At 74.8% G+C, this 20,316-nt stretch carries 19 protein-coding genes and 1 pseudogene; 13 read left to right on the forward strand and 7 right to left on the reverse strand.

Going from position 1 to position 20,316, the window contains the following annotated elements; translation table 11 throughout:
* Window positions 1–17: 17 nt before the first annotated feature.
* Complete coding sequence (locus ACZ6ZT_RS12190; protein WP_469718409.1) at window positions 18–800, reverse strand: pyrimidine reductase family protein; 783 nt, start codon at window positions 798–800, stop codon at window positions 18–20.
* A 36-nt stretch (window positions 801–836) separates the two neighbouring features.
* Here ACZ6ZT_RS12190 and zapE point away from each other — a divergent pair, with 36 nt between their 5' ends.
* From zapE to ACZ6ZT_RS12205, 3 genes are all read left to right on the forward strand, one after another.
* Entirely contained in the window at window positions 837–1,946 is a 1,110-nt protein-coding gene (zapE, locus tag ACZ6ZT_RS12195) for a cell division protein ZapE (RefSeq protein WP_469718413.1), read from the forward strand.
* Between the two features lie 62 nt (window positions 1,947–2,008).
* Window positions 2,009–2,434, forward strand: coding sequence for an OsmC family peroxiredoxin (locus tag ACZ6ZT_RS12200; protein WP_469718417.1), 426 nt, complete (start codon window positions 2,009–2,011; stop codon window positions 2,432–2,434).
* A gap of 119 nt (window positions 2,435–2,553) precedes the next feature.
* Complete coding sequence (locus ACZ6ZT_RS12205) at window positions 2,554–3,435, forward strand: polysaccharide deacetylase family protein (RefSeq protein ID WP_469718421.1); 882 nt, start codon at window positions 2,554–2,556, stop codon at window positions 3,433–3,435.
* 26 nt (window positions 3,436–3,461) lie between these two features.
* On the opposite strand, the gene ACZ6ZT_RS12210 is transcribed toward ACZ6ZT_RS12205, so the two are convergent.
* The 3 genes from ACZ6ZT_RS12210 to ACZ6ZT_RS12220 all read right to left on the reverse strand — a co-directional run bounded on the left by ACZ6ZT_RS12210 (window position 3,462) and on the right by ACZ6ZT_RS12220 (window position 5,040).
* Window positions 3,462–3,653, reverse strand: coding sequence for a hypothetical protein (locus ACZ6ZT_RS12210; protein WP_469718425.1), 192 nt, complete (start codon window positions 3,651–3,653; stop codon window positions 3,462–3,464).
* Window positions 3,654–3,769: 116 nt separating this feature from the next.
* Complete coding sequence (locus tag ACZ6ZT_RS12215; RefSeq protein ID WP_469718427.1) at window positions 3,770–4,222, reverse strand: iron chaperone; 453 nt, start codon at window positions 4,220–4,222, stop codon at window positions 3,770–3,772.
* Window positions 4,223–4,365: 143 nt separating this feature from the next.
* On the reverse strand, window positions 4,366–5,040 hold the full coding sequence (locus ACZ6ZT_RS12220; RefSeq protein ID WP_469718430.1) for an AIM24 family protein: 675 nt from the start codon (window positions 5,038–5,040) through the stop codon (window positions 4,366–4,368).
* Between the two features lie 71 nt (window positions 5,041–5,111).
* Between ACZ6ZT_RS12220 and ACZ6ZT_RS12225 the strand changes: the two genes are divergently transcribed.
* From ACZ6ZT_RS12225 to ACZ6ZT_RS12240, 4 genes are all read left to right on the forward strand, one after another.
* The gene (locus ACZ6ZT_RS12225) at window positions 5,112–5,864 is read left to right on the forward strand and encodes an aminoacyl-tRNA hydrolase (RefSeq protein ID WP_469718433.1); all 753 of its coding nucleotides are present in this window, start codon (window positions 5,112–5,114) and stop codon (window positions 5,862–5,864) included.
* Window positions 5,865–6,029: 165 nt separating this feature from the next.
* A complete protein-coding gene (locus ACZ6ZT_RS12230) occupies window positions 6,030–7,460 on the forward strand; it encodes an MbnB/TglH/ChrH family RiPP precursor modification enzyme (protein ID WP_469718437.1) in 1,431 nt (476 codons plus the stop codon).
* Window positions 7,457–8,476, forward strand: a complete 1,020-nt coding sequence (locus ACZ6ZT_RS12235) for a TIGR04222 domain-containing membrane protein (protein ID WP_469718440.1) — start codon at window positions 7,457–7,459, stop codon at window positions 8,474–8,476. The genes ACZ6ZT_RS12230 and ACZ6ZT_RS12235 overlap by 4 nt, the downstream gene beginning before the upstream one ends.
* Window positions 8,477–8,599: 123 nt before the next feature.
* Window positions 8,600–10,240: an alpha/beta fold hydrolase gene (locus ACZ6ZT_RS12240; protein ID WP_469718443.1), complete on the forward strand. Its 1,641-nt coding sequence runs from the start codon at window positions 8,600–8,602 to the stop codon at window positions 10,238–10,240.
* A 110-nt stretch (window positions 10,241–10,350) separates the two neighbouring features.
* On the opposite strand, the gene hemQ is transcribed toward ACZ6ZT_RS12240, so the two are convergent.
* Together hemQ and hemG are read right to left on the reverse strand one after the other, a co-directional pair.
* Window positions 10,351–11,064 (reverse strand): hydrogen peroxide-dependent heme synthase, encoded by a 714-nt coding sequence (hemQ, locus tag ACZ6ZT_RS12245; RefSeq protein WP_469718447.1) that lies wholly within the window; start codon window positions 11,062–11,064, stop codon window positions 10,351–10,353.
* 23 nt (window positions 11,065–11,087) lie between these two features.
* Window positions 11,088–12,566 carry a protoporphyrinogen oxidase gene (hemG, locus tag ACZ6ZT_RS12250; protein WP_469718451.1) on the reverse strand — a complete coding sequence of 493 codons (1,479 nt, stop codon included), beginning with the start codon at window positions 12,564–12,566 and terminating at the stop codon, window positions 11,088–11,090.
* A 139-nt stretch (window positions 12,567–12,705) separates the two neighbouring features.
* Here hemG and ACZ6ZT_RS12255 point away from each other — a divergent pair, with 139 nt between their 5' ends.
* Complete coding sequence (locus ACZ6ZT_RS12255; RefSeq protein WP_469718454.1) at window positions 12,706–13,710, forward strand: DUF4349 domain-containing protein; 1,005 nt, start codon at window positions 12,706–12,708, stop codon at window positions 13,708–13,710.
* 80 nt (window positions 13,711–13,790) lie between these two features.
* Window positions 13,791–15,173, forward strand: a pseudogene (locus ACZ6ZT_RS12260) (FAD-dependent oxidoreductase).
* A 61-nt stretch (window positions 15,174–15,234) separates the two neighbouring features.
* On the opposite strand, the gene hemE reads toward ACZ6ZT_RS12260, so the two are convergent.
* Entirely contained in the window at window positions 15,235–16,299 is a 1,065-nt protein-coding gene (gene hemE / locus ACZ6ZT_RS12265; RefSeq protein WP_469718456.1) for a uroporphyrinogen decarboxylase, read from the reverse strand.
* 91 nt (window positions 16,300–16,390) lie between these two features.
* Between hemE and ACZ6ZT_RS12270 the strand changes: the two genes are divergently transcribed.
* The 4 genes from ACZ6ZT_RS12270 (at window position 16,391) to ACZ6ZT_RS12285 (ending at window position 20,308) form a co-directional block, all read left to right on the forward strand.
* Window positions 16,391–17,047, forward strand: a complete 657-nt coding sequence (locus tag ACZ6ZT_RS12270) for a DUF3000 domain-containing protein (protein WP_469718460.1) — start codon at window positions 16,391–16,393, stop codon at window positions 17,045–17,047.
* A gap of 297 nt (window positions 17,048–17,344) precedes the next feature.
* Window positions 17,345–18,007 carry a helix-turn-helix transcriptional regulator gene (locus ACZ6ZT_RS12275; RefSeq protein ID WP_351817870.1) on the forward strand — a complete coding sequence of 221 codons (663 nt, stop codon included), beginning with the start codon at window positions 17,345–17,347 and terminating at the stop codon, window positions 18,005–18,007.
* 123 nt (window positions 18,008–18,130) lie between these two features.
* Window positions 18,131–19,411, forward strand: coding sequence for an HRDC domain-containing protein (locus ACZ6ZT_RS12280; RefSeq protein WP_469718463.1), 1,281 nt, complete (start codon window positions 18,131–18,133; stop codon window positions 19,409–19,411).
* A gap of 120 nt (window positions 19,412–19,531) precedes the next feature.
* On the forward strand, window positions 19,532–20,308 hold the full coding sequence (locus ACZ6ZT_RS12285; RefSeq protein ID WP_469718467.1) for a hypothetical protein: 777 nt from the start codon (window positions 19,532–19,534) through the stop codon (window positions 20,306–20,308).
* Window positions 20,309–20,316: the final 8 nt, after the last annotated feature.

The raw sequence follows: 20,316 nt of genomic DNA on the forward strand, positions 1-20,316 counted from the left end.
CTAATTCCGCTTCTTGTTCAGATCCGACGGTAGCTCGTGAAGAGGAACCCGGCCTCTTCCAGTACGGACGCCGCCGCGAGCCGGTGCGGAACGGTGACAGAAGGGCCGCCGGAGACCCGCTGGGCGTCCCCGGCGGTGAGCATCGGCGAGATCGTCAGGCACAGCTCGTCCAGCGCGTCGGCGGCCACGAACTGGCCCAGCAGCCGGGGGCCGCCCTCGGTGAGCTGGCGGCCCAGCCCGCGCGCGGCCAGCTCCCGTACCAGCCGCTCCGGGTCGGCGCCCGCGCCCTCGCCCGCCACCACGACCTCGGCCCCGGCGGCGGTGGCCGCGGCCACCCGGTCGGCCGGGGCGCCGGCGCCGGTGAGCAGCAGGGTCGGCACGAGCGGGGAGGTGAACAGCGGCAGCGTGAAGTCCAGGTCCAGGCTGGCCGTGACCACCGCGATGGCGGGGGCGGGACCCTGCCCGGCGGCCGCGCGGCGGGCCGCGAAGTCCTCCCGGGCGCGGGCCGGCCGGTAACCCTCCTGGCGAACCGTTTCCGCACCCACGACCACCACATCGGCCAGGGCCCGCAGGGTGCCGAAGATCCGCATGTCGGTCTCGCCGGAGATCGGCTCGGTGCGCCCGTCGTGCTGGGCGGCCCCGTCCAGGGTGGACACCATGTTCGCCCGCAGCCAGTGCGCGCCGGGGGCGAGCGCCGGATAGGCGTAGGCGTCCGCCAGCTCGTCCAGGGACCACTCGCGGTCGGCCGGACCGCCGGACGGGGCGGGTGTCTGATCGGTCACAGGGAGCAGGCGTCGCATCGGTGCAGTCTGACACGCCGCGTAGAGTTGAGTGCTGTGTCAACTTCACTCTCGACCTCCGGTTCCGCCCCCTCGGGGCAGTCCCCGATAGCCGACGCGGGGCCGCTGGCCCTGTGTGAGCGCGAACCGCGCGTGCCCGCCGAACGGCTGGTGGCCGAGATGGTGCCGCCCCCGCGTTTCGACTCGGTGCGCTTCGACACCTACGACCCGGACCCCGCCCAGCCCAGCCAGGCCGAGGCCGTCACCGTGCTCAGCGCCTTCGCCGCCGGCCTGGGCGGGGCGCACGCCAGCGGCTCCGGCAAGCGGCGCTGGTTCGCGAAGAAGCCCGCCGCGCCCGCGGCCGGCCCGCGCGGGGTCTACCTCGACGGCGGCTACGGCGTCGGCAAGACCCACCTGCTGGCCTCCCTGTGGCACGCCACCCCCGCCGAGCCCGCGCTCAAGGCCTTCGGCACCTTCGTGGAGCTGACCAACCTGGTCGGCGCCCTCGGCTTCCAGCAGACCGTGCAGACCCTGGGCGGCCACCGGCTGCTGTGCATCGACGAATTCGAGCTCGACGACCCGGGCGACACCGTGCTGGTCTCCTCCCTGCTCAGCCGGCTCGTCGAGAAGGGCGTGGCGCTGGCCGCGACCTCCAACACGCTGCCCGGCAAGCTCGGCGAGGGCCGCTTCGCCGCCGCCGACTTCCTGCGCGAGATCCAGGGGCTGTCGGCGCACTTCCGGCCGCTGCGCATCGACGGCCAGGATTACCGCCACCGCGGCCTGCCCGAGGCCCCGGCCCCCTTCACCGACGAGCAGGTCGCGAAGGCCGCGTACAGGACCCCGGGCGCGAGCCTCGACGACTTCCCGGGCCTCCTGGAGCACCTGGCGAAGGTCCACCCGAGCCGGTACGGGGCGCTCACCGACGGGATAGCGGCGGTCTGCCTCACCGACGTGGGCCCGGTCCCGGACCAGTCCACCGCCCTGCGCCTGGTGGTGCTCGCCGACCGGCTGTACGACCGCGAGGTGCCGGTGCTGGCGTCCGGCGTCCCCTTCGACCGGCTGTTCAGTGAAGAAATGCTCAACGGCGGATATCGGAAGAAGTACTTCCGAGCCATATCGCGGCTCACCGCACTCGCCCGCGACGCGAAACCCCTGGTCTCCCAGTAGGTTTGGGACGGCCGGGACGCTTCTGCGGCCCGGCCGTTTCCACATCTGCGAAGGGATCCACCATGGCCACCACGCGCTCGTCCCACACCGTCTGGGAAGGCAACCTGCTCAAGGGCTCCGGCGTCGTCTCCCTCGACTCCTCGGGGCAGGGCTCGTTCGACGTCTCCTGGCCTTCGCGCGCCGAGGCCGCGAACGGCAAGACCAGCCCCGAAGAGCTGATCGCCGCCGCGCACTCCAGCTGCTACTCGATGGCGCTCTCGCACGGCCTCGACGGTGCGGGCACGCCTCCCACCCGGCTGGAGACCAAGGCCGATGTGACGTTCCAGCCCGGCGAGGGCATCACCGGCATCCACCTCACCGTGCGCGCCGAGGTCCCCGGCCTGGACGCCGAGGCCTTCGCCGCGGCGGCCGAGGACGCGAAGAAGAACTGCCCGGTCAGCCAGGCGCTGACCGGCACGACGATCACGCTGAGCGCCGAGCTCGTCTGATCCCGTACCCACCCCTGGCGGGCCCCCGCGCGTATGCCGCGGGGGCCCGTTTTCGATGTCCGGGTGTCGGCGCCGTGCCGTAAACGTCCGATTGCCACATAGTCATATATTTTGCGTACGTGACCATTTCTGTACGCACAGTGGCGGCCGTGGCCGCGCTCGGCGCCGTCCTCGTGGGATGCGGGGGCGGCTCCGGCGCCCCGCAGAGCGGCGCACAGACCCGTCCGGGCAGCCCGGCGGCCTCGGGAGCGGCTTCGTCCCCCTCCCCTTCCGCGTCCCCTCAGCCCGGTGCCCCGCACAAGGTGCCCGTCCTGGCCCCCGGCCCGAACGGGCTGACTCCCGTCTTCGAACGCACGCGTCAGCGGGCCGACAAGACGGTGGCCCTCACCTTCGACGCCGACATGACCTCGGACCAGGGCCCGCGCGCGGCCTCCGGGGAGCACTTCGACAACCCCGAGCTCATCGCCACCCTGCGCCGGCTGCGGATCCCGTCCACCGTGTTCATGACGGGCCGCTGGGCGGAGGAGTACCCCGACCAGGCGAAGGCCATCGGCGCCGATCCGAACTTCGAGATCGCGAACCACTCCTACAGCCACCACGCCTTCAAGTCGCCCTGCTACGGGCTCCCCGCCCTCGACGGCGACGCCGCCCGGGCGGACGTGGAGCGGGCCTTCGCGGCGTTCCGGAAGGCCGGCGTGGTCAACAGCGTGCCCTACTTCCGCTTCCCGGGCGGCTGCTACGACGACGACGCGCTGCGGGCACTGGCCCCCGCCAAGGTGACGGCCGTGCAGTGGGACGTGGTCAGCGGGGACGCCTTCGCGAAGGACCCCGACGCGGTGGCGCAGGACGTCCTGAGCGGGGTGAAGCCCGGCTCGGTGGTGGTCATGCACTGCACGCGCAGCGCGGCCCCGGTCACGGAGGAGGCGGTCCAGAAGATCGTCCCGGTGCTGCGCGAGCGGGGGTACCGCTTCGTGAAGGTGTCCGAGCTGATGGGGAAGTAGCGGCGGGGTCCGGCCTGGAGAAACGTTCAGCCGGAGCAGGCGGTGCGCTGCGCGTCCTGCCACTCGCACACCGGGCACAGCACCACGCCCGGGGTCGCGACCCCGTACTCGGTGGGCTCGCCGCACTCCACGCAGTCGGCGTACGGCGGCCCGGGCACCCGCCCGACGGGCGCGGCCGGGGCGGGGCAGTACGGTGCGGGCTCCTGCGGCTGGTCCATGCGTACGAGCCTACGCGGCCCGGGGCCACCGCCCTCCCCGGCCGGTCCTGCCGCCCCGGGGCGGCGGCCCCGGCCGCTGATGCTCGCTCGGCCCGCCCCCGGCCGGCGGCGGCGGGTCAGCTCACCGCCTGCTTCACCAGGGCGGCGATCCGCTCCTCCGCCTCCGGCGTGACCTCGGTGAGGGCGAAGCCGGCCCCCCACATCGTGCCCTCGTCCAGGTTCGCCTGGTCGCTGAAGCCCAGCGTCGCGTACCGGGCCTTGAACTTCTCCGCGCTCTGGAAGAAGCAGACGATCTTCCCGTCGAGCGCGTACGCCGGCATGCCGTACCAGAGCTTCGGCGCGAGGGCCGGGGCGGTGGCCGTGACGACGGCGTGGACGCGCTCGGCCATGGTCCGGTCGGAATCCCCCATCTCGGCGATCTTCGCCAGGACGTCCCGCTCGGCCTCCGCCGCCTTCTCGGCGGCCGACTGGCGGCGCGCCGCCGCCTTGAGCTCCTTGGCGTGGTCCTTCATCGCGGCCCGCTCCTCGGCCGTGAACCCCTCGTGCGTGCTGCGATCGGCGCTGCCCATGGCGGACTCCCCTGTGACTGCTGACGTTCGGATCACGTGAGAGGACCGTAACCGGCTCCACTGACAACGCACTTGGCGACGGCCCGCGGTCGCGCAGCACCCAGGGCCGCCGCCTGCCGTACGGCGGCCCACACCCGTCAGGTTCAGTGCGCGGCCGCCGTCTCGGTCAGCTCGCTGGGCCGGACGATGACGAAGCCCTCGCCGCTCAGCTTGAGCTGCACGGCCTCGCCGGAGCCGCCGCGGATCATCGAGCCGACCGACTGGGAGCGGTGCAGGCCGGTCTCCAGCGCGGCGCTCCAGCCGACGACCGCGTCCGTGTCCACGTATACCGGGGCCTGCGCGGTGACCGGGATGATGATCGGGTTGCCGTCGCAGACGACGGCGAGCTTGCCGGTGCCGGTGAAGAGGCTGTTGAAGAGGCCGCCGCCGGTCATTCCGGCGCCCTTCACCATCTTGATCTCGTAGGACAGGGTCGGGTCGAAGCACAGGACGTTGCGCCCGTTGATGGTCAGGGCGTCGCCCGGCTCGAAGTCGACGATGAAGCAGTTGCCGGCCTGGTGGGCGAACCAGGCCTCGCCCTGCCCGCGCACCGACATCAGCGCCAGCCCCTCGCCGGTGACGGCCCGCTTGAGCATGCCGCCTATGCCCTGGCCCTTGCGCTCGAACTGGAGGTTGCCGCGGAAGGCGACCATCGAGCCCTGCCGGGCGAACATCTCCCCGTTGACGGTGTATTTGACGGACTTGGCGTTCTGGAGGGTCATGCCCGGCGCGGGTGACGGCTTGGCCAGGTTCTCGGACGCGAAAAGCTCACTCTGCATGGCGTCGATCCTCACCCGGAGCGCGTACCCGGGACATCATCCTGAAGACGGAGGCTGGCATCCTTGGGCGGATGAGCACCGAGGACACGACCGATACCCCAGCCGTACCCGCCGTCGGGTCGGACAGCCCGTTCCGGGAGGGACGCGCGCCGCGCGACGAGGCGCCGCAGTTCGTGCTGCCGCTGGTCGTGCGGATCGAGAAGGCGGAGCCGCCGGCCCGGACCGACGCGCTGGAGACGGCGGCCCGTGCGGTCCTGGTGCTGCTGACGGACGAGCGGGCGCACGGCGAGGGCGAGTGGGCCGCGGCGGTGCGCGACTGGCAGGACGCGCGGATCCGCAAGGTGGTCCGGCGGGCCCGCGGGGCGGAGTGGCGCAAGGCCGGGACCCTGCCGGGGATCACGGTGCACGGGGAGCGCGCGGAGGTGCGGGTGTTCCCGCCGGTGCCGCTCGACGGCTGGCCCAAGGAGCTGGCGAAGCTCCAGGTCTCGGGCACCGACCTGGAAGACGCCGAACCGGTGGACGCGGCGGCCGGCCCGCGGGTGCCCGTGCTGTGGCTGAACCCGGAGCTGGACATGTCGGCCGGCAAGGCGATGGCGCAGGCCGGGCACGCGGCGCAGCTGGCCTGGTGGGAACTGGGCCCGGCGGAGCGGACCGCCTGGCGGGAGTCCGGTTTCCGGCTGGCGGTGCGCACCGCCCCGCGCGAGGGGTGGGAGCGGCTGAGCGGGAGCGGGCTGCCGGTGGTGCGGGACGCGGGGTTCACGGAGATCGCGCCCGGCTCCTGCACCGTCGTCGCGGACCACCCGGCGCTGCGCGCGCGGCTCTGAGGAGCGGGGGCCGCCGCGCGCCCGGGCCCCGCGTGCCGGGCCGGGAACCTCAAATGTTGCTCTGAACGTCTCCCCCTCACGGTTGGCCCGGCGCCGCCGGGGCCATCACACCGGCGTACGGACGGTACGGACCGGCGGGGGCCGGTGAGAGGGGGGTGGGGGGACATGAAGCCCATGGCGCGCCTGGGGGTGGGCATCGGCTGGCGGCCGGAGATCGCGGACGCCGTCGAGCGGCTGGAGTGCCTGGACTGGGTCGAGGTCGTCGCCGAGAACATCTGCCCGGGCCATCTGCCCGAGTCGCTGGTACGGCTGCGCGAGCGCGGGGTGCGGGTCGTCCCGCACGGCGTCTCGCTGGGCCTGGGCGGCGCGGACCGTCCCGACCCGCAGAAGCTGGCCGCGCTCGGGGAGCGGGCGGTGGCGCTGGGAGCGCCGCTGGTCACCGAGCACATCGCCTTCGTACGGACCTCCTCGCCGGTGCTGGAAGCCGGGCACCTGCTGCCGGTGCCGCGGACCCGGGACGCGCTGGACGTGCTGTGCGAGAACGTCCGGATCGCGCAGGACGCGCTGCCGGTGCCGCTGGCCCTGGAGAACATCGCCGCGCTGGTCTCCTGGCCCGGGGAGGAGTTGACGGAGGCCCGGTTCCTGACCGAGCTGGTGGAACGGACCGGCGTACGGCTGCTCATCGACGTGGCCAACCTGCACACGAACCGGGTGAACCGGGGCGAGGACCCGGCGGCGGTACTGGACGCGATCCCGCTGGAGGCGCTGGCGTACGTGCACGTGGCCGGGGGCGTGGAGCGCGACGGCGTCTGGCACGACACCCACGCGCACCCGGTGCCGCCGGTCGTGCTCGACGTCCTGGCGGCGCTGCGGGAGCGGGTGGACCCGCCGGGTGTCCTGCTGGAACGGGACGACGACTTCCCGCCGGAGCCGCAGCTGGCGGCGGAACTGACCCGGATCCGGGAGGTGGTGACCGCCGGGGTGGGCGCTGGCGCGGGCGCGACGGCCGCTGGTACGGGGCCCCCCGCGCCGGCCCGCGGCCCCGGGGCCGAGGCCGAGGCTGGGGCTGGGGCTGGGACCGGGATCAGGACTCACGGGGCCGGGACCGGCTGCGGGACCGCGGCAGGCGGCGGGACCGCGGCCGGGGCCGCGCGCGGGCCCGTGGAATCCGGCGGGGCGGGGCTCGACGGGGCGCGGACGCGGCTCGGGCTGGGGCAGGCCGCGCTGTTGTCGGCGCTCGTGGCCGGGACGCCCGTACCCGAGGGGTTCGACCGGCAGCGGATCCGGGTGCAGTCCCGGGCGCTGGCCGCCAAGCGGGCCTCGGTCGTCGCGAAGGTCGCGCCGGAGCTGCCGGAGATCCTGGGCGGGCCCGACGCCTACCGCGCCGCCTTCCTCGGCTACGCCCGCCGCCGCCCCATGACGGCCGGGTACCGCCGCGACGCCCTGGACTTCGCCGAGCACCTGCTCATCCAGGACCTGCCCGCCGACCCCGCCGCCCGCCGCCGGCTCACCGTCTGGTGGCAGGACCGGGCGGGCGCCCGGCCGCCCCGCCGGATCGTGCGCTGGGCCCGCGCCCTGCTGGGGAGAGCGGCGTGAACCTGCTCGCCGTCTGCGTCTGGGCCGCCGTCCTGTGCTCCGCCGCGCTGCTGCTCCGCGCCGTGCTGCGGGCCCGGCCCCGGGCGGCGGGGCCCGCGCCGGAGCTGCACGACCTGTCGGAGGCGGCGTTCCTGGCGGGCGGCCCCGGCACGGTCGTCGACGCCGCGCTCGTCTCGCTGTTCGGGGACGCCCGGCTGACCGGCGGCGGCCCCGGCCTGGTCCGGGCGCGGCCCGGGGCGCGCGGCGCGGACCCCGCCGAACGGGCCGTGCTGGAGGCGTTGCGGCAGGCGCCGTCCGGGTGGCTCTACCAGGTGCGTTACGCCGCCATGCGCGACCCGGCCGTCCAGGAGACCGGCGACGGCCTCGCCGCCCGGGGGCTGATCGCGCCGCCCGGCGCGGGGCGCGGGCTGCGGCGCTGGGGCGTGCTCCAGGCGGTGCTGTGCGGGTTGCTGCTGGTGCTGTCGCTGCCGCTGACCTTCCTCGCCTGGTCCATGGACCCGGACTCCCGGGTGCCGTTCGTCGTGAAGGTCTTCCCGGTGCTGCTGGGCGGCATCCTGCTCGGTTCCGTCTGCGCGAAGCGGGCCGCCCGGCGCGTCACGCCCGCCGGGCGGACGGCGCTGGCGGCGATGCGGGCCCGGTACGCGGCCGATCCGGCCGATCACGTACAGACGGCCCTGTTCGGGCTGCGCGGCCTGCGGGACCCGTACCTGCGCGAGCAACTGGTGCCCGCCGCCCGGAGCACCCGGCTGGCGGCGGCGCAAGCCGGGGGGCGCGGCAGCGGCTCGTACACCGGTTCGACTTCGGCGGCCGATGCCCTGCCGCTGGTCTGGTGCGCGGCGAGCGACGGCGGCGGTTCCTCCGGCTCGGATTCCGGTTCGGGTTGCGGCGGTTCGAGCTGCGGCAGCGGCAGCGGCGCCGGCTGCGGGAGCTCCAGTTGCGGCAGCTCGGGTTCCAGCTGCGGCAGCTCCGGGTCCAGCTGTGGAAGTTCCAGTTCCAGCTGCGGCAGCAGTTCCTGATCCCGGCCCCGCGCTCGTACGGCAACCGGGGGTACCGGCTCCGACACCCGGCGGCGGCCCTGTACACAGCGACCGAATATGACATCTCATCAGATCACACGACGATGAGACGAAGGGAACGCCATGCGCGGGACGCCGACGGGGCTCGTACGGTACGGAGCCACCGCGGCGGCCCTCGCCCTCGTCCTCTGTACCACCCCGGCCCCGGCCACCGCCCTGGCCCGGGACGCGGGCCCGGCCGCCGAGGACGCCGGGGCCGAACTCGCCGCCCGCCGCGCGGCCTCCGACCCGCTCCGCTTCGGGCCCTGCCCCGCCGTCGAGGGGCTGTCCGCCCCCGTGGAGTGCGCCGCGCTGCCCGTTCCGCTGGACTACGCCCGCCCCGGCGGCCCGCGGATCTCCCTCACCGTCAGCCGGCTCCCCGCCACCGGCCGCGGGGACACCGTCCGCCAGGGCGCCCTCGTCTACAACCCGGGCGGGCCCGGCGCGTCGGGGATGTTCTTCCCGCTGCTCGGCGGCCGGCCCGCCTGGAGCCGGATCGCCGCGGCGTACGACCTCGTCGGCTACGCCCCGCGCGGCGTCGGCCGCTCGGCCCCGCTGTCCTGCCAGGACCCCGGCGAGTGGCCGCAGGGGCCCACGCAGGTCCCGGCCGTGCCCCCGGCCGCGTACAAACGGGAGCGGCTCGCGGCCGCCCGGGCGTACGCGCGGGGCTGCGCCCGCCACACCGGGACGGCGCTGCGCCAGTACACCACCCTGAACAACGTCCGCGACCTGTACGTGCTGCGGGCCGCGCTCGGCGAGCGGCGGCTGAACTTCGTGGGGGCCTCGTACGGCACCTACCTGGGCGCGGTGTACGCCTCCCGGTATCCGGCGCAGGTGCGCCGCATGGTCTTCGACTCGGCCGTCGACCCGGATCCGCGCCGCGTCTGGTACCTCGACAACCTCGACCAGGCTCCGGCCTTCGAGCGCCGCTGGGCCGACTTCCGCGCCTGGGCGGCCCGCCACGACGCGGTGTACGGGCTGGGCGCCACCGCCGAGGCGGTGCGGGCCGGGTACGAACGGGTGCGCGCGGCGGTGGCCCGGACTCCGGCGGGCGGGGTCGTCGGCACCGGCGAACTGCACGCCGCGTACCTGCAGACGGCGTACGACGACGACGTCTGGCCGGAGCGGGCGGCGGCCCTCGCCGCCTTCCTGCGCGGTGATCCGGGGCCGCTGACGCGGCAGGCGGCGCGCGATCCGGAGCGGGCGGCGGAGGCCGCGAACGCGACGGCCGTCTACACGGCGGTGCTGTGCAACGACGCCCCGTGGCCCGCCGACTGGGAGACCTGGGACCGCGACAACACCGAACTGGCCCGCCGGGCGCCCTTCGAGACCTGGCCCAACGCCTTCCTGAACCTGCCCTGCGCCTCCTGGCCGGTGCCGGCCCGACAGCGTCCGGCCGAGGTCGGCGGGGCGGAGGCGGTACGGCTGCCGCCGACGCTGATCGTCGCGGCGGAGCGGGACGGGGCGACCCCGTACCCCGGCGCGCTGGAGCTGCAACGGCGGCTCGGGGCGGGGGCCGCGCTGGTCACGGAGGTGGGCGCGGGCGCCCACGGGGTGGCCGGCGGACGCAACGGGTGCGTGGACCGGCGGGTGGAGCGGTACCTGCTCACGGGCGCCACCCCGGGGTGGCGCACCACGTGTGCGCCGCATCCGGAGCCCGCACCGGTGTCGCTGGACGACCGGGCAGCACGCGCTCCCAGGGCGCTGCTGCCGCCAGTCGTCTGAACTTCCGGGCGGGGTCTCCGGCTGCGTCGATTCGGGGGCAGGGCCTCCCGATCCCCGAAGGCCGCTCTCGTGTCACGAGCGGTCCTCCGGTCCTTCCCCCCAGGGGAGGTCTAGGCGAGTCCGGCCACCAGATCGGCGACGGACTTGCGGCGCCCGGTGTAGAAGGGCACCTCTTCGCGGACGTGCATGCGGGCTTCGGAGGCACGCAGGTGACGCATGAGGTCGACGATGCGGTAGAGCTCGTCGGCCTCGAAGGCCAGCATCCACTCGTAGTCGCCCAGCGAGAAGGACGCCACGGTGTTGGCACGCACGTCCGGGTACCCGCGGGCCATCTTGCCGTGGTCGGCGAGCATGCGGCGGCGGTCCTCGTCGGGCAGCAGGTACCAGTCGTACGAGCGTACGAACGGGTAGACGCTGACGTAGTCGCGGGCGACCTCGTCGGCCAGGAAGGCCGGGATGTGCGACTTGTTGAACTCGGCGGGGCGGTGCAGGGCCATGTTCGACCACACCGGCTCCAGCGCGCGGCCCAGCTTCGTGCGGCGGAAGAGGTTGTAAGCGGTCTGGAGCTCGTCGGAGGTCTCGGCGTGCCACCAGATCATGACGTCGGCGTCGGCGCGCAGGCCGGAGACGTCGTAGGTGCCGCGGACGGTGATGTCCTTGGCGGCCAGCTGGTCGAAGAGCTCCTGGACCTCGTCGGCGTACCCGCTGCGGTCCTCGGGGAGGACGTCCTTCAGCTTGAAGACGGACCACAGGGTATAGCGGATGACCTCGTTGAGGTCCTTCGCCTTCTTCCCCGCGTTGGGAATCTTCTCTGGTGCAGTCATGTGTCCATTGTCCCGTGTGCTGATCAGTGGTCCGTGCCAGGGGTGGCCATCGCCGCGGACACCGCCGCGGCGGCCTTCCCGGCGCTCTCGACGCAGGCCGGGACGCCGACCCCGTCGTAGAGGGCGCCGCAGACGGCGAGGCCCGGCAGCTCGGCCACGGCGGCCCGGATCCGGGCGACCCGGGCGAGGTGGCCGACGGGGTACTGGGGCAGTCCGCCGTCCCAGCGGGTGACGGTGGAGGCCACCGGCCGGGCCGCGAGGCCGACGGCCTCGCCGAGGTCGGCGAGGGAGACGTCGACGAGGTCGGCGTCCTCGCGCTGGAGGTCGCCCTCGTCGCCGTACCGGCCGACGGAGGTGCGCAGCAGGAAGAGCTCCGGATCGGCCCCCGACCAGGCCCATTTGTTGCTGGAGAAGGTGGCGGCCTTGATCGTCCGGCCGTCGACGGGCGGTACGAGGAACCCGCTGGCGCCGCCGTCGGCGAGGGCGGCGGGCAGGTCGCGGCGGCGGAAGGCCATGGTGACCAGGGCCATGGAGGCGTACTCGGCCTCGCGCAGCGCGGTCACCGCGGCGGGGGCGAGCCCGTCGAGCAGCCGGGCGGCGGGCCCGGCCGGGGTGGCGAGCACCACGGCGTCCGCGTCGAGGGCCTCGTCGCCGGCGGTGATCCGCCAGCCGCCGGGCGTCCGGCTGAGGGCGCTGACCGGGGTGTCGGTGCGGATCCGCGCGCCGGCGGCCCGGCAGGCGTCGGCGACGGCGAGCGGGAGGCGGCCGATACCGCCGTCGATCCCGGCGAAGAAGGCGCCGGTGGCGGCCGCTCCGGTGACGGTGGTCCGTTCCGCGGCGGCGCGGCCCGCGGCCTCGGCCTGGAGGGCGCGGACGCTCTCGGTGAGGGTGGGGTGGGCGCGGACGGCGTCGAAGAGGGCGGGGACGGCGGCCCGCATCGAGATGCGGTAGGCGTCACCGGCGTAGACCCCGCCGAGCAGCGGTTCGACGAGCCGGTCGACGACCTCGCGGCCCATGCGGGCGGCGACGTACGCGCCGACGGCCACGTCCTCGCCGACCTCGGTGGGCGGCAGCGCGGTGTCGTCGGCGATGCGGGCGAGGCCCTCGGCGGAGAGCACGCCGGAGGCGGCGAGCGGGGCCGTGTCGCCGGGGACGCCCATGACGTGCCCGCGCGGCATGGGCCGCAGCGCGCCCCGGGTCCACAGGCGGGCGGTGGCGGTGGCCGGGGGCTGGAGGGCGTCGCCGAGGCCCACGGCCCGGGCGAGGTCGACGGCTTCGGGACGGCGGGCGAGGACGGACTCGGCGCCGAGGTCGACGGGGAGGCCGGCGAGCTCGCCCGCGTACAGCTTGCCGCCGAGGCGCGGTCCGGCCTCCAGCAGGGTGACGCGGAAGCCGTCGGCGAGGAGCCGGTGGGCGGCCGCGAGGCCCGCGATGCCGCCGCCTACGACGACGACGTGGCCGGCGGGGGCCGGCCGTTCCGTACGTGTGTCCGCTTCGCGCATGGACACATCGTCTCAGACCGCTCGGCGAGGCCGGACCGTGACCGCTTCGGGACCGCTCCGGGACCCTGCGGGCGAAACCCGCGGGCGGCCCCCGTACGTCGAAGCCACGACAGCAGCCGACCACATGGGGGTACTGACGATGCGTACGTTCCACGCGAGACACCGTTCGGGGGCGGCGCTGGCCGGGCTGTCCCTGGCCGCCGCCCTGGCGCTGACCGGGTGCGGGGCCGACGGGCGGCCTTCCTCGGGCGAGGCGGCCGCCCCCCGCCAGGGCGCGGCCGCGCCGCCGGCCGAAGGCGCCAAGCCGGGGGCGGCGGCGCCCGCCGCTCCCCCGGCGGCGGACGCGAAGGGTCCGGCGCAGGCACCGGCGGCGGTCCGGCCGAACGTCATCCGCACCGGAACGCTGGCCGTGGAGACGGCCGAACCGCAGAAGACCCTCGCGGCGGCCCGTACGGCGGCCGAGGCCGCGGGCGGCTACGTGGGCAACGAGTCCACCGAGCGCGGCTCCGACGGCCGGATGAGCTCGACGCTGACGCTGCGGGTGCCGGGCGAGCGCTTCGACCAGGTGATCGGCGCTCTGGAGGGCGGCGGGAAGCTGCTGCGGCGCAAGGTGGAGGCGCAGGACGTGACCCAGAAGGTGGCCGATGTCGACAGCCGGGTCGCCTCGCAGCGGGCCAGTGTGGCCCGGGTGCGGGAGATGATGGAGAAGGCCTCGGCGCTCGGCGATGTGGTCATGCTGGAGAGCGAGCTGAGCCGGCGTCAGTCGGACCTGGAGTCCCTGCTCGCCCAGCAGACCGCCCTGAAGGACCAGACCTCGCTCGGAACGATCACCCTGTCGGTGTCGGAGCCGGCGGCGCCCGTGGTGAAGAAGGACGACGGGGACGGGGACCCCTCGTTCGGCGACGCCCTGCGGGGCGGCTGGTCGGTGTTCACCACCCTGGTGCGGTACCTGGTGCTGGCCCTCGCCGTGGTGCTGCCGTTCGCGCTGACGGCGGCGCTGGCCGTACTGGCGTACCGCGGCTACCGCAGGCTGCGCCCGGCGCGGCGGAAGGCGGCCCCCGGTCCCGTGCCGGCGCCCCGGAAGGAGCCGGTGTCGGCCGCCGCCGTCCCGGCGGGGGACGCCGGGGACGATCCGCGCGACTGAGCGCGGGCCCGCCCCCGTAGCGTGTGCCCCGTACAGCGGAACGGCAGAACGCGGCGGAACACGACGGAACGGGGCGGGCGATGGCGACGGAGCGACTGGTGGTGGTCGGCGGGGACGCGGCGGGGATGTCCGCCGCGTCCCAGGCCCGCAGGCTCAAGGGCCGGGCGGAGCTGGAGATCACCGCCTTCGAGCGCGGGCACTTCACCTCGTACTCCGCGTGCGGGATCCCGTACTGGGTCGGCGGGCAGGTGGCCGGGCGGGACGAGCTGATCGCCCGGACCCCCGAGGAGCACCGGGCGCGGGACATCGACCTGCGCACCCGGACGGAGGTCGTGGAGCTGGACGTGGCCGGGCGCCGGGTGCGCGCCCGGGACCTGGAGAGCGGCGCCGAGTCGTGGACGGCGTACGACAAGCTGGTGCTGGCCACCGGCGCCCGGCCGGTGCGCCCGCGGCTGCCGGGGATCGGCGCCCACGGGGTGCACGGGGTGTAGACCCTGGACGACGGGCAGCGCCTCATGGACTCCCTGGAGCGTACGAGGGGCCGCCGGGCGGTGGTCGTCGGCGCGGGCTACATCGGCGTGGAGATGGCGGAGGCCCTGGTCCGGCGGGGGTACGAGGTCACCGTCCTGCACCGGGGCGAGCAGCCGATGGCCACGCTGGACCCGGACATGGGCGGGCTCGTGCACAGCGCGATGAACGCCATGGGCATCGTCACGGTCGCCGGCGCCGAGGTGACGGCGATCGGCACCGACGGGGAGGGCCGGGCGGTGTCGGTGACCACGGCGGACGGGACGGAGTACCCGGCCGACGTGGTGGTGCTCGGCCTCGGGGTGGAGCCCCGTACGGCGCTGGCCCGGGCGGCGGGCCTCCCGCTGGGCCCCTCGGGCGGCCTGCTCACCGACCTGTCCATGCGGGTGCGGGGCCACGAGGAGATCTGGGCGGGCGGCGACTGCGTGGAGGTGCTGGACCTGGTGGCGGGCCGCACCCGGCACATCCCGCTGGGCACGCACGCCAACAAGCACGGCCAGGTGATCGGCTCGAACGTGGCCGGCGGCTACGCGACCTTCCCCGGGGTGGTCGGCACGGCCGTCAGCAAGGTCTGCGACCTGGAGATCGCCCGTACGGGACTGCGCGAGCGGGACGCCCGGGAGGCGGGCCTGCGGTTCGTCACCTCCACCATCCGCTCGACGAACACGGCGGGCTACTACCCGGGCGCCGCCGAGATGACGGTGAAGATGCTCGCGGAACGCCGTACGGGCCGCCTGCTCGGGGTCCAGATCGTCGGCGGCCAGGGCGCGGCCAAACGCGTGGACGTCGCGGCCGTCGCCCTGACGGCGGGCATGACGGTCGAACAGGTCGTCGCCCTGGACCTGGGCTACGCCCCGCCCTTCTCCCCGGTCTGGGACCCGATCCTGGTAGCGGCCCGCAAATCCGTCACGGCAGTCCGCACGGCAGGCACCTGAGCCCCACGCACCCCGCCGCCCCACCGCCAGCGGCGGTGGGGCGGCGGGGACGGTCTTCGGGTCAGCGCGCCGTCTTGGTGTGGACGTAGTCCACCAGGCGGGTCAGGGCGTCGGGGTCCGTCGTGGGGAGGACGCCGTGGCCGAGGTTGAAGACGTGGCCCTCCAGGGCGGAGGCGGCGGCCAGGACCTCGTCGGTCTTGGCCTCTACGGCCTCGGTGGTGGAGAAGAGGACCGCGGGGTCCAGGTTGCCCTGGAGCGCCTTGCCGGGGCCGACGCGGCGGACGGCGTCGTCCAGCGCCACCCGGTAGTCGACGCCGACGACGTCCGCGCCGGCCTCGCCCATCAGGCCGAGCAGTTCGCCGGTGCCCACGCCGAAGTGGATGCGCGGGACCCCGTACGAGGCGACGGACTCCAGGACCTTCGCGGACGCGGGCATCACGGAGCGGCGGTAGTCCGCCGGGGCGAGGGCGCCGACCCAGGAGTCGAAGAGCTGGACGGCGGAGGCCCCGGCCTCGATCTGGACCTTGAGGAAGGCGGAGGTGATCTCCGCGAGGCGGTCCAGCAGCTCGGCCCACAGCTCCGGGTCCCCGTACATCAGGGCCTTGGTGTGCTCGTGGTTCTTGGAGGGGCCGCCCTCGACGAGGTAGCTCGCGAGGGTGAAAGGCGCGCCCGCGAACCCGATCAACGGCGTGCCGCCCAGTTCACCCGTGAGCATGCCGATCGCCTCGGTGACGTAGGAGACGTCCTCAGGGGTGAGGTCGCGCAGCTGTGCGAGATCCTCGCGGCGGCGGATCGGGCGGGCGACGACGGGGCCGACGCCGGGCTTGATGTCGAGGTCGACGCCGATGGCCTTGAGGGGGACCACGATGTCGGAGAAGAAGATCGCCGCGTCCACGCCGTGGCGCCGCACCGGCTGCAGGGTGATCTCGGTGACCAGGTCGGGGCGCATGCAGGACTCCAGCATGGCCGTGCCCTCGCGCACCTTGCGGTACTCGGGGAGTGAGCGTCCCGCCTGTCGCATGAACCACACGGGCGTGTGCGGGACCGGCTCCCGCCGGCACGCCTTCAGGAAGGCGGAATCGTACGTCTGACTCGGCTGGCCCGTGGGGCGGGTAGTGGCGCTCACGCGGCAAATCTTCGCACGTATGAAGAAGTGCCCGGCCCGGTGCGGGTGTCCCTGCGCCGTACGGGCGCCCGTTCCGCCTAGTCTTCCCGGCATGGCTGCGGCTCAGGGACGATTTTCAGATGGCGCTGACGGTACGGACAGCGCGAAGGAGAGCTCCGTCCCGCTCCCGTTCCGCCGGGCGGTCGACGGCTTGAAGAAGGCACGGCTGCGGTCCGGGATCGAGATCGACCCGACGAAGCCGCCGCAGCGACTGGCCCCGTACGCGTACGCGCTGGAGGCGGCGGTCGTGGACGGGGAGGACGACCTGGCCGACGGCCGCCTCATCCTGCTCCACGATCCCGCCGGGCACGACGCCTGGCAGGGCACCTTCCGGCTGGTGACGCTGGTACGGGCCGAGCTGGAGCCGGAGATGGCCGCGGACCCGCTGCTGGCGGAGGTGTGCTGGTCGTGGCTGACCGGGGCGCTGGAGGCGCGCGGGCTGGCGTACGGGGAGGCGAGCGGGACCGTGACCATGGCGAGCTCGCACTACTTCGGCGGGCTCGCGGAGCGGCGTCCGGCCACCCAGATCGAGATCAGGGCCTCGTGGACCCCCCGCGAGGGGGTGGGCGGGGTGCCCGACACCGCCTCGCACCTGGCGGCGTGGTGCGAGCTGCTGTGCCAGATCGCGGGGCTGCCGCCGGTCGGGCCGACGGACACCGGCACGGGCGTGGTGTCCCTGCCACAGCGCCGCGGCCCGCACCACCCGTAGGGAGCGGCCCCGGCGGCCCCCTTGGGGGCCGTACGGAGGTACGCGCGGCGGCCGGGAACGACCGGTCGGGGCCGCCGCGGACCGTAACGGCGTGTCAGAACAGTGCGTCCGTTGCGGCCTTCTGATCATCGCTTGATCGATCGTGCGTCCGAATTGCCCGAATTGTTACTCACCAAATCGTGATCATTCCCTAAAGCCGGGCGGGTGACGTGCCGAAGGAGTCAGTGACCATCCGCACGGTTCGCACCGGCTTCCTTCCCCCAGCCGGCCGTCCCGCCACTCCCCCAGGAGGCCTAGGTGTCCGTTCTTCTCGAGCAGCCCTCAAGCCTGGTCGCCTACCGCCCGAACAAGCCGACGGCCATGGTCGTCGTGGCCGACCCGCGCGTCCGCTCCACCGTGACCCGCCATCTGTGGGCCCTCGGAGTCCGCGACGTGATCGAGGCGTCGTCCATCGCGGAGGCCCGCCCCCGCGTCGGCAGCCCGCGCGACATCTGCGTGGCCGACGTACACCTGCCCGACGGTTCCGGTCTCACCCTGCTGTCCGAGACCCGTGCCGCCGGCTGGCCGAACGGCCTGGCCCTGTCCGCCGCCGACGACATCGGTGCCGTGCGCAACGCCCTCGCGGGCGGAGTGAAGGGCTACGTCGTCACCGGTACGCGGACGAACATCGGGCTCCCCACCCGGCCCGGCGCCGCCCCCATCGGTGCCGCCGCCGCCCGTATGCACCGCCGCCCCCCGGGTGCCCCGAGCCACCCGGGCGGCTACCGAGAGCTCTCCGGCCGCGAGGTCGAGGTCCTGCGCCTCGTCGCGGAGGGCCAGTCCAACAAGGCCATCGGCGTCTCGATGGGCCTGTCCGCCCTCACCGTCAAGTCCCACCTCGCCCGGATCGCCCGCAAGCTGGGCACCGGCGACCGCGCCGGGATGGTCGCCGTCGCCCTGCGCACCGGAATCATCCACTGACCCTTCCCGCAGGCCCCGGACCCGGCGCCGGGGAACCCCGGGAACCACCCCGCCCTCCCCCTCGCGCCCGTCGACGGAACGTTCCGGCGACGGGCGCGCCGCTTCCACGGATACCCTTGACCGGTGACCGACGCCCAAGAGACCGCAGCAGGCCTGCGCACCACCACCGGGGGCGGCCCCCCGGACGACGAGGTTTCGTCCGATGGGCTGCCCGTACCGTTGCTAGAACCCCGTGAGGGGATCCCCCCGGTCGTGGCCGACGCGGAGGCGCTGGCCCAGGTCGTCGCGGCCTTCGCCGCGGGCACCGGACCGGTGGCCGTAGACGCCGAGCGCGCCTCCGGATACCGCTACGGACAGCGCGCCTACCTGGTGCAGCTGCGCCGGGAGGGAGCCGGCTCCGCGCTGATCGACCCGGTCGGCTGCCCGGACCTCTCCTCGCTGGGAGAGGCCCTGTCCGGCACCGAGTGGATCCTGCACGCCGCCACCCAGGACCTGCCGTGCCTGCGCGACATAGGCATGGCGCCCACCTCCCTCTTCGACACCGAGCTGGCCGGACGGCTGGCCGGCTTCCCCCGGGTCGGCCTCGGGGCGATGGTCGAGAGCGTGCTGGGCTACGTACTGGAGAAGGGGCACTCCGCCGTCGACTGGTCCACCCGGCCGCTGCCCGAGCCGTGGCTGCGCTACGCCGCGCTCGACGTGGAGCTGCTGGTGGACCTGCGGGACGCGCTGGAGAAGGAACTCGACCGGCAGGGCAAGCTGGAATGGGCCCGCCAGGAGTTCGACGCCATCGCCGCCGCCCCGCCCGCGCCGCCGCGCAAGGACCCGTGGCGCCGTACGTCCGGCATGCACAAGGTGCGCCGGCGCCGCCAGATGGCCGTCGTGCGGGAGCTGTGGGAGTCCCGTGACCGGATCGCCCAGCGGCGGGACGTGTCCCCCGGCAAGGTGCTCGGCGACGCGGCGATCGTGGAGGCGGCCCTGGCCCTCCCCGCGAACGTGCACGCCCTCTCCGCCCTGCCCGGCTACGGGCAGCGCATGGGGCGGCGTCAGCTGGACCAGTGGATGGCCGCCGTGGACCGGGCGAAGGCCCTGCCCGAGAACGAGCTGCCGCAGCCGGGGGCTACCCCCTCCGGCCCGCCGCCGCCGCGTTCCTGGGCGGACAAGGACCCGGCCGCGGCCGCCCGGCTGTCGGCGGCCCGCAGCGCCGTCTCGGAGCTGGCGGAGGGGCTGAACCTGCCCCAGGAGAACCTGATCACCCCGGACACCGTGCGCCGGCTGTGCTGGGAGCCCCCGCAGCGCCTCGACGCCGGCACGGTGGCCGAGGCCCTCGCGGGGTACGGCGCCCGCCCGTGGCAGATCGAGCAGGTCACCGCCGCGCTGGTCACGGCCCTGGCCGCGACCGCCTGACCGCATCCGACGACATCAGAGACCCCCGGCCGCCGGCCGGGGGTTTTCTGTTACGCGGCCATGACACGCGCACCCTTTTGAACACGCTCAATACTCGCTAGGTTCTTGAGCATGTTGAGCATGTTCAAAAGCAAGCGCGAGAACGGGTACGCGGACCGATACGAGGCCTGGGTCCGCGACTTCGAGGCCGCCCGGGCGTACCGGGCGGACCTCGGCGACCCCGACTGGGAGCGGGGCGTGCGGTTGCCGGCGGCGCTCGTGCGCAGCCTGCAGAAGTTCCAGGTCGGCGAGGACGGGGACGGCTCGGCGCTGATCGGCAAGGCGGACCGCGCGGGCGGGGCGGCGTACTCGGCGGCGATCCGGATGTTCGTCGCCGAGGAGCAGAACCACGCCCGGCTGCTGGCGCTGCTGCTGGCGGCGGGGGGCGCCGGGACGCTGCCGGGGCACTGGAGCGACGCGGCCTTCGTCCGGCTGCGCCGGCTGCTGGGGCTGCGGGTGGAGCTGTTGGTGCTGATGGTCGCGGAGGTGGTGGCGCTGCGGTACTACCGGGCGGTGCGCGACGGCACGGCCGATCCGCTGGTCTCGGAGGTGGCGGGGCGGATCCTGGCGGACGAGGAGCGGCACGTGCCGTTCCACTGCCGGCGGCTGGCCGAGGGCCTGGCGCCGCTCCCCTGGCCCGTCCGGCGGCTGGTGACCGCCGGGTGGCGGGTGCTGCTGCTGGGGGCGGCCGTCGTGGTGGCCGCCGACCACGGGGCCGCCCTGCGGGGGCTGGGGGTGGGCCGGGGTGCGTTCGTCCGGGACACCGTGCGCTCCTCGGCGCCGATGGCCGCGGCGATGGCCGGGGTGACCTCGGGCGGCCCGGCCGCCGGGCCGGTGCCCGGGGCCGCCGGAGTGTGACGTTCACC

This window comes from Streptomyces sp. NPDC102258, from assembly GCF_055584685.1.

What these genes read in the sequence shown, in the direction of transcription:
- ACZ6ZT_RS12240 (WP_469718443.1), top strand. Translation starts at nt 8,600, where the DNA reads ATGCGCGGGACGCCGACGGGGCTCGTACGGTACGGAGCCACCGCGGCG.
- hemQ (WP_469718447.1), bottom strand. Translation starts at nt 11,064, where the DNA reads ATGACTGCACCAGAGAAGATTCCCAACGCGGGGAAGAAGGCGAAGGAC.
- ACZ6ZT_RS12190 (WP_469718409.1), bottom strand. Translation starts at nt 800, where the DNA reads ATGCGACGCCTGCTCCCTGTGACCGATCAGACACCCGCCCCGTCCGGC.
- ACZ6ZT_RS12225 (WP_469718433.1), top strand. Translation starts at nt 5,112, where the DNA reads ATGAGCACCGAGGACACGACCGATACCCCAGCCGTACCCGCCGTCGGG.
- ACZ6ZT_RS12215 (WP_469718427.1), bottom strand. Translation starts at nt 4,222, where the DNA reads ATGGGCAGCGCCGATCGCAGCACGCACGAGGGGTTCACGGCCGAGGAG.
- ACZ6ZT_RS12200 (WP_469718417.1), top strand. Translation starts at nt 2,009, where the DNA reads ATGGCCACCACGCGCTCGTCCCACACCGTCTGGGAAGGCAACCTGCTC.
- ACZ6ZT_RS12220 (WP_469718430.1), bottom strand. Translation starts at nt 5,040, where the DNA reads ATGCAGAGTGAGCTTTTCGCGTCCGAGAACCTGGCCAAGCCGTCACCC.
- ACZ6ZT_RS12210 (WP_469718425.1), bottom strand. Translation starts at nt 3,653, where the DNA reads ATGGACCAGCCGCAGGAGCCCGCACCGTACTGCCCCGCCCCGGCCGCG.
- ACZ6ZT_RS12270 (WP_469718460.1), top strand. Translation starts at nt 16,391, where the DNA reads ATGGCTGCGGCTCAGGGACGATTTTCAGATGGCGCTGACGGTACGGAC.
- ACZ6ZT_RS12255 (WP_469718454.1), top strand. Translation starts at nt 12,706, where the DNA reads ATGCGTACGTTCCACGCGAGACACCGTTCGGGGGCGGCGCTGGCCGGG.
- ACZ6ZT_RS12285 (WP_469718467.1), top strand. Translation starts at nt 19,532, where the DNA reads ATGTTCAAAAGCAAGCGCGAGAACGGGTACGCGGACCGATACGAGGCC.
- hemG (WP_469718451.1), bottom strand. Translation starts at nt 12,566, where the DNA reads ATGCGCGAAGCGGACACACGTACGGAACGGCCGGCCCCCGCCGGCCAC.
- ACZ6ZT_RS12230 (WP_469718437.1), top strand. Translation starts at nt 6,030, where the DNA reads ATGAAGCCCATGGCGCGCCTGGGGGTGGGCATCGGCTGGCGGCCGGAG.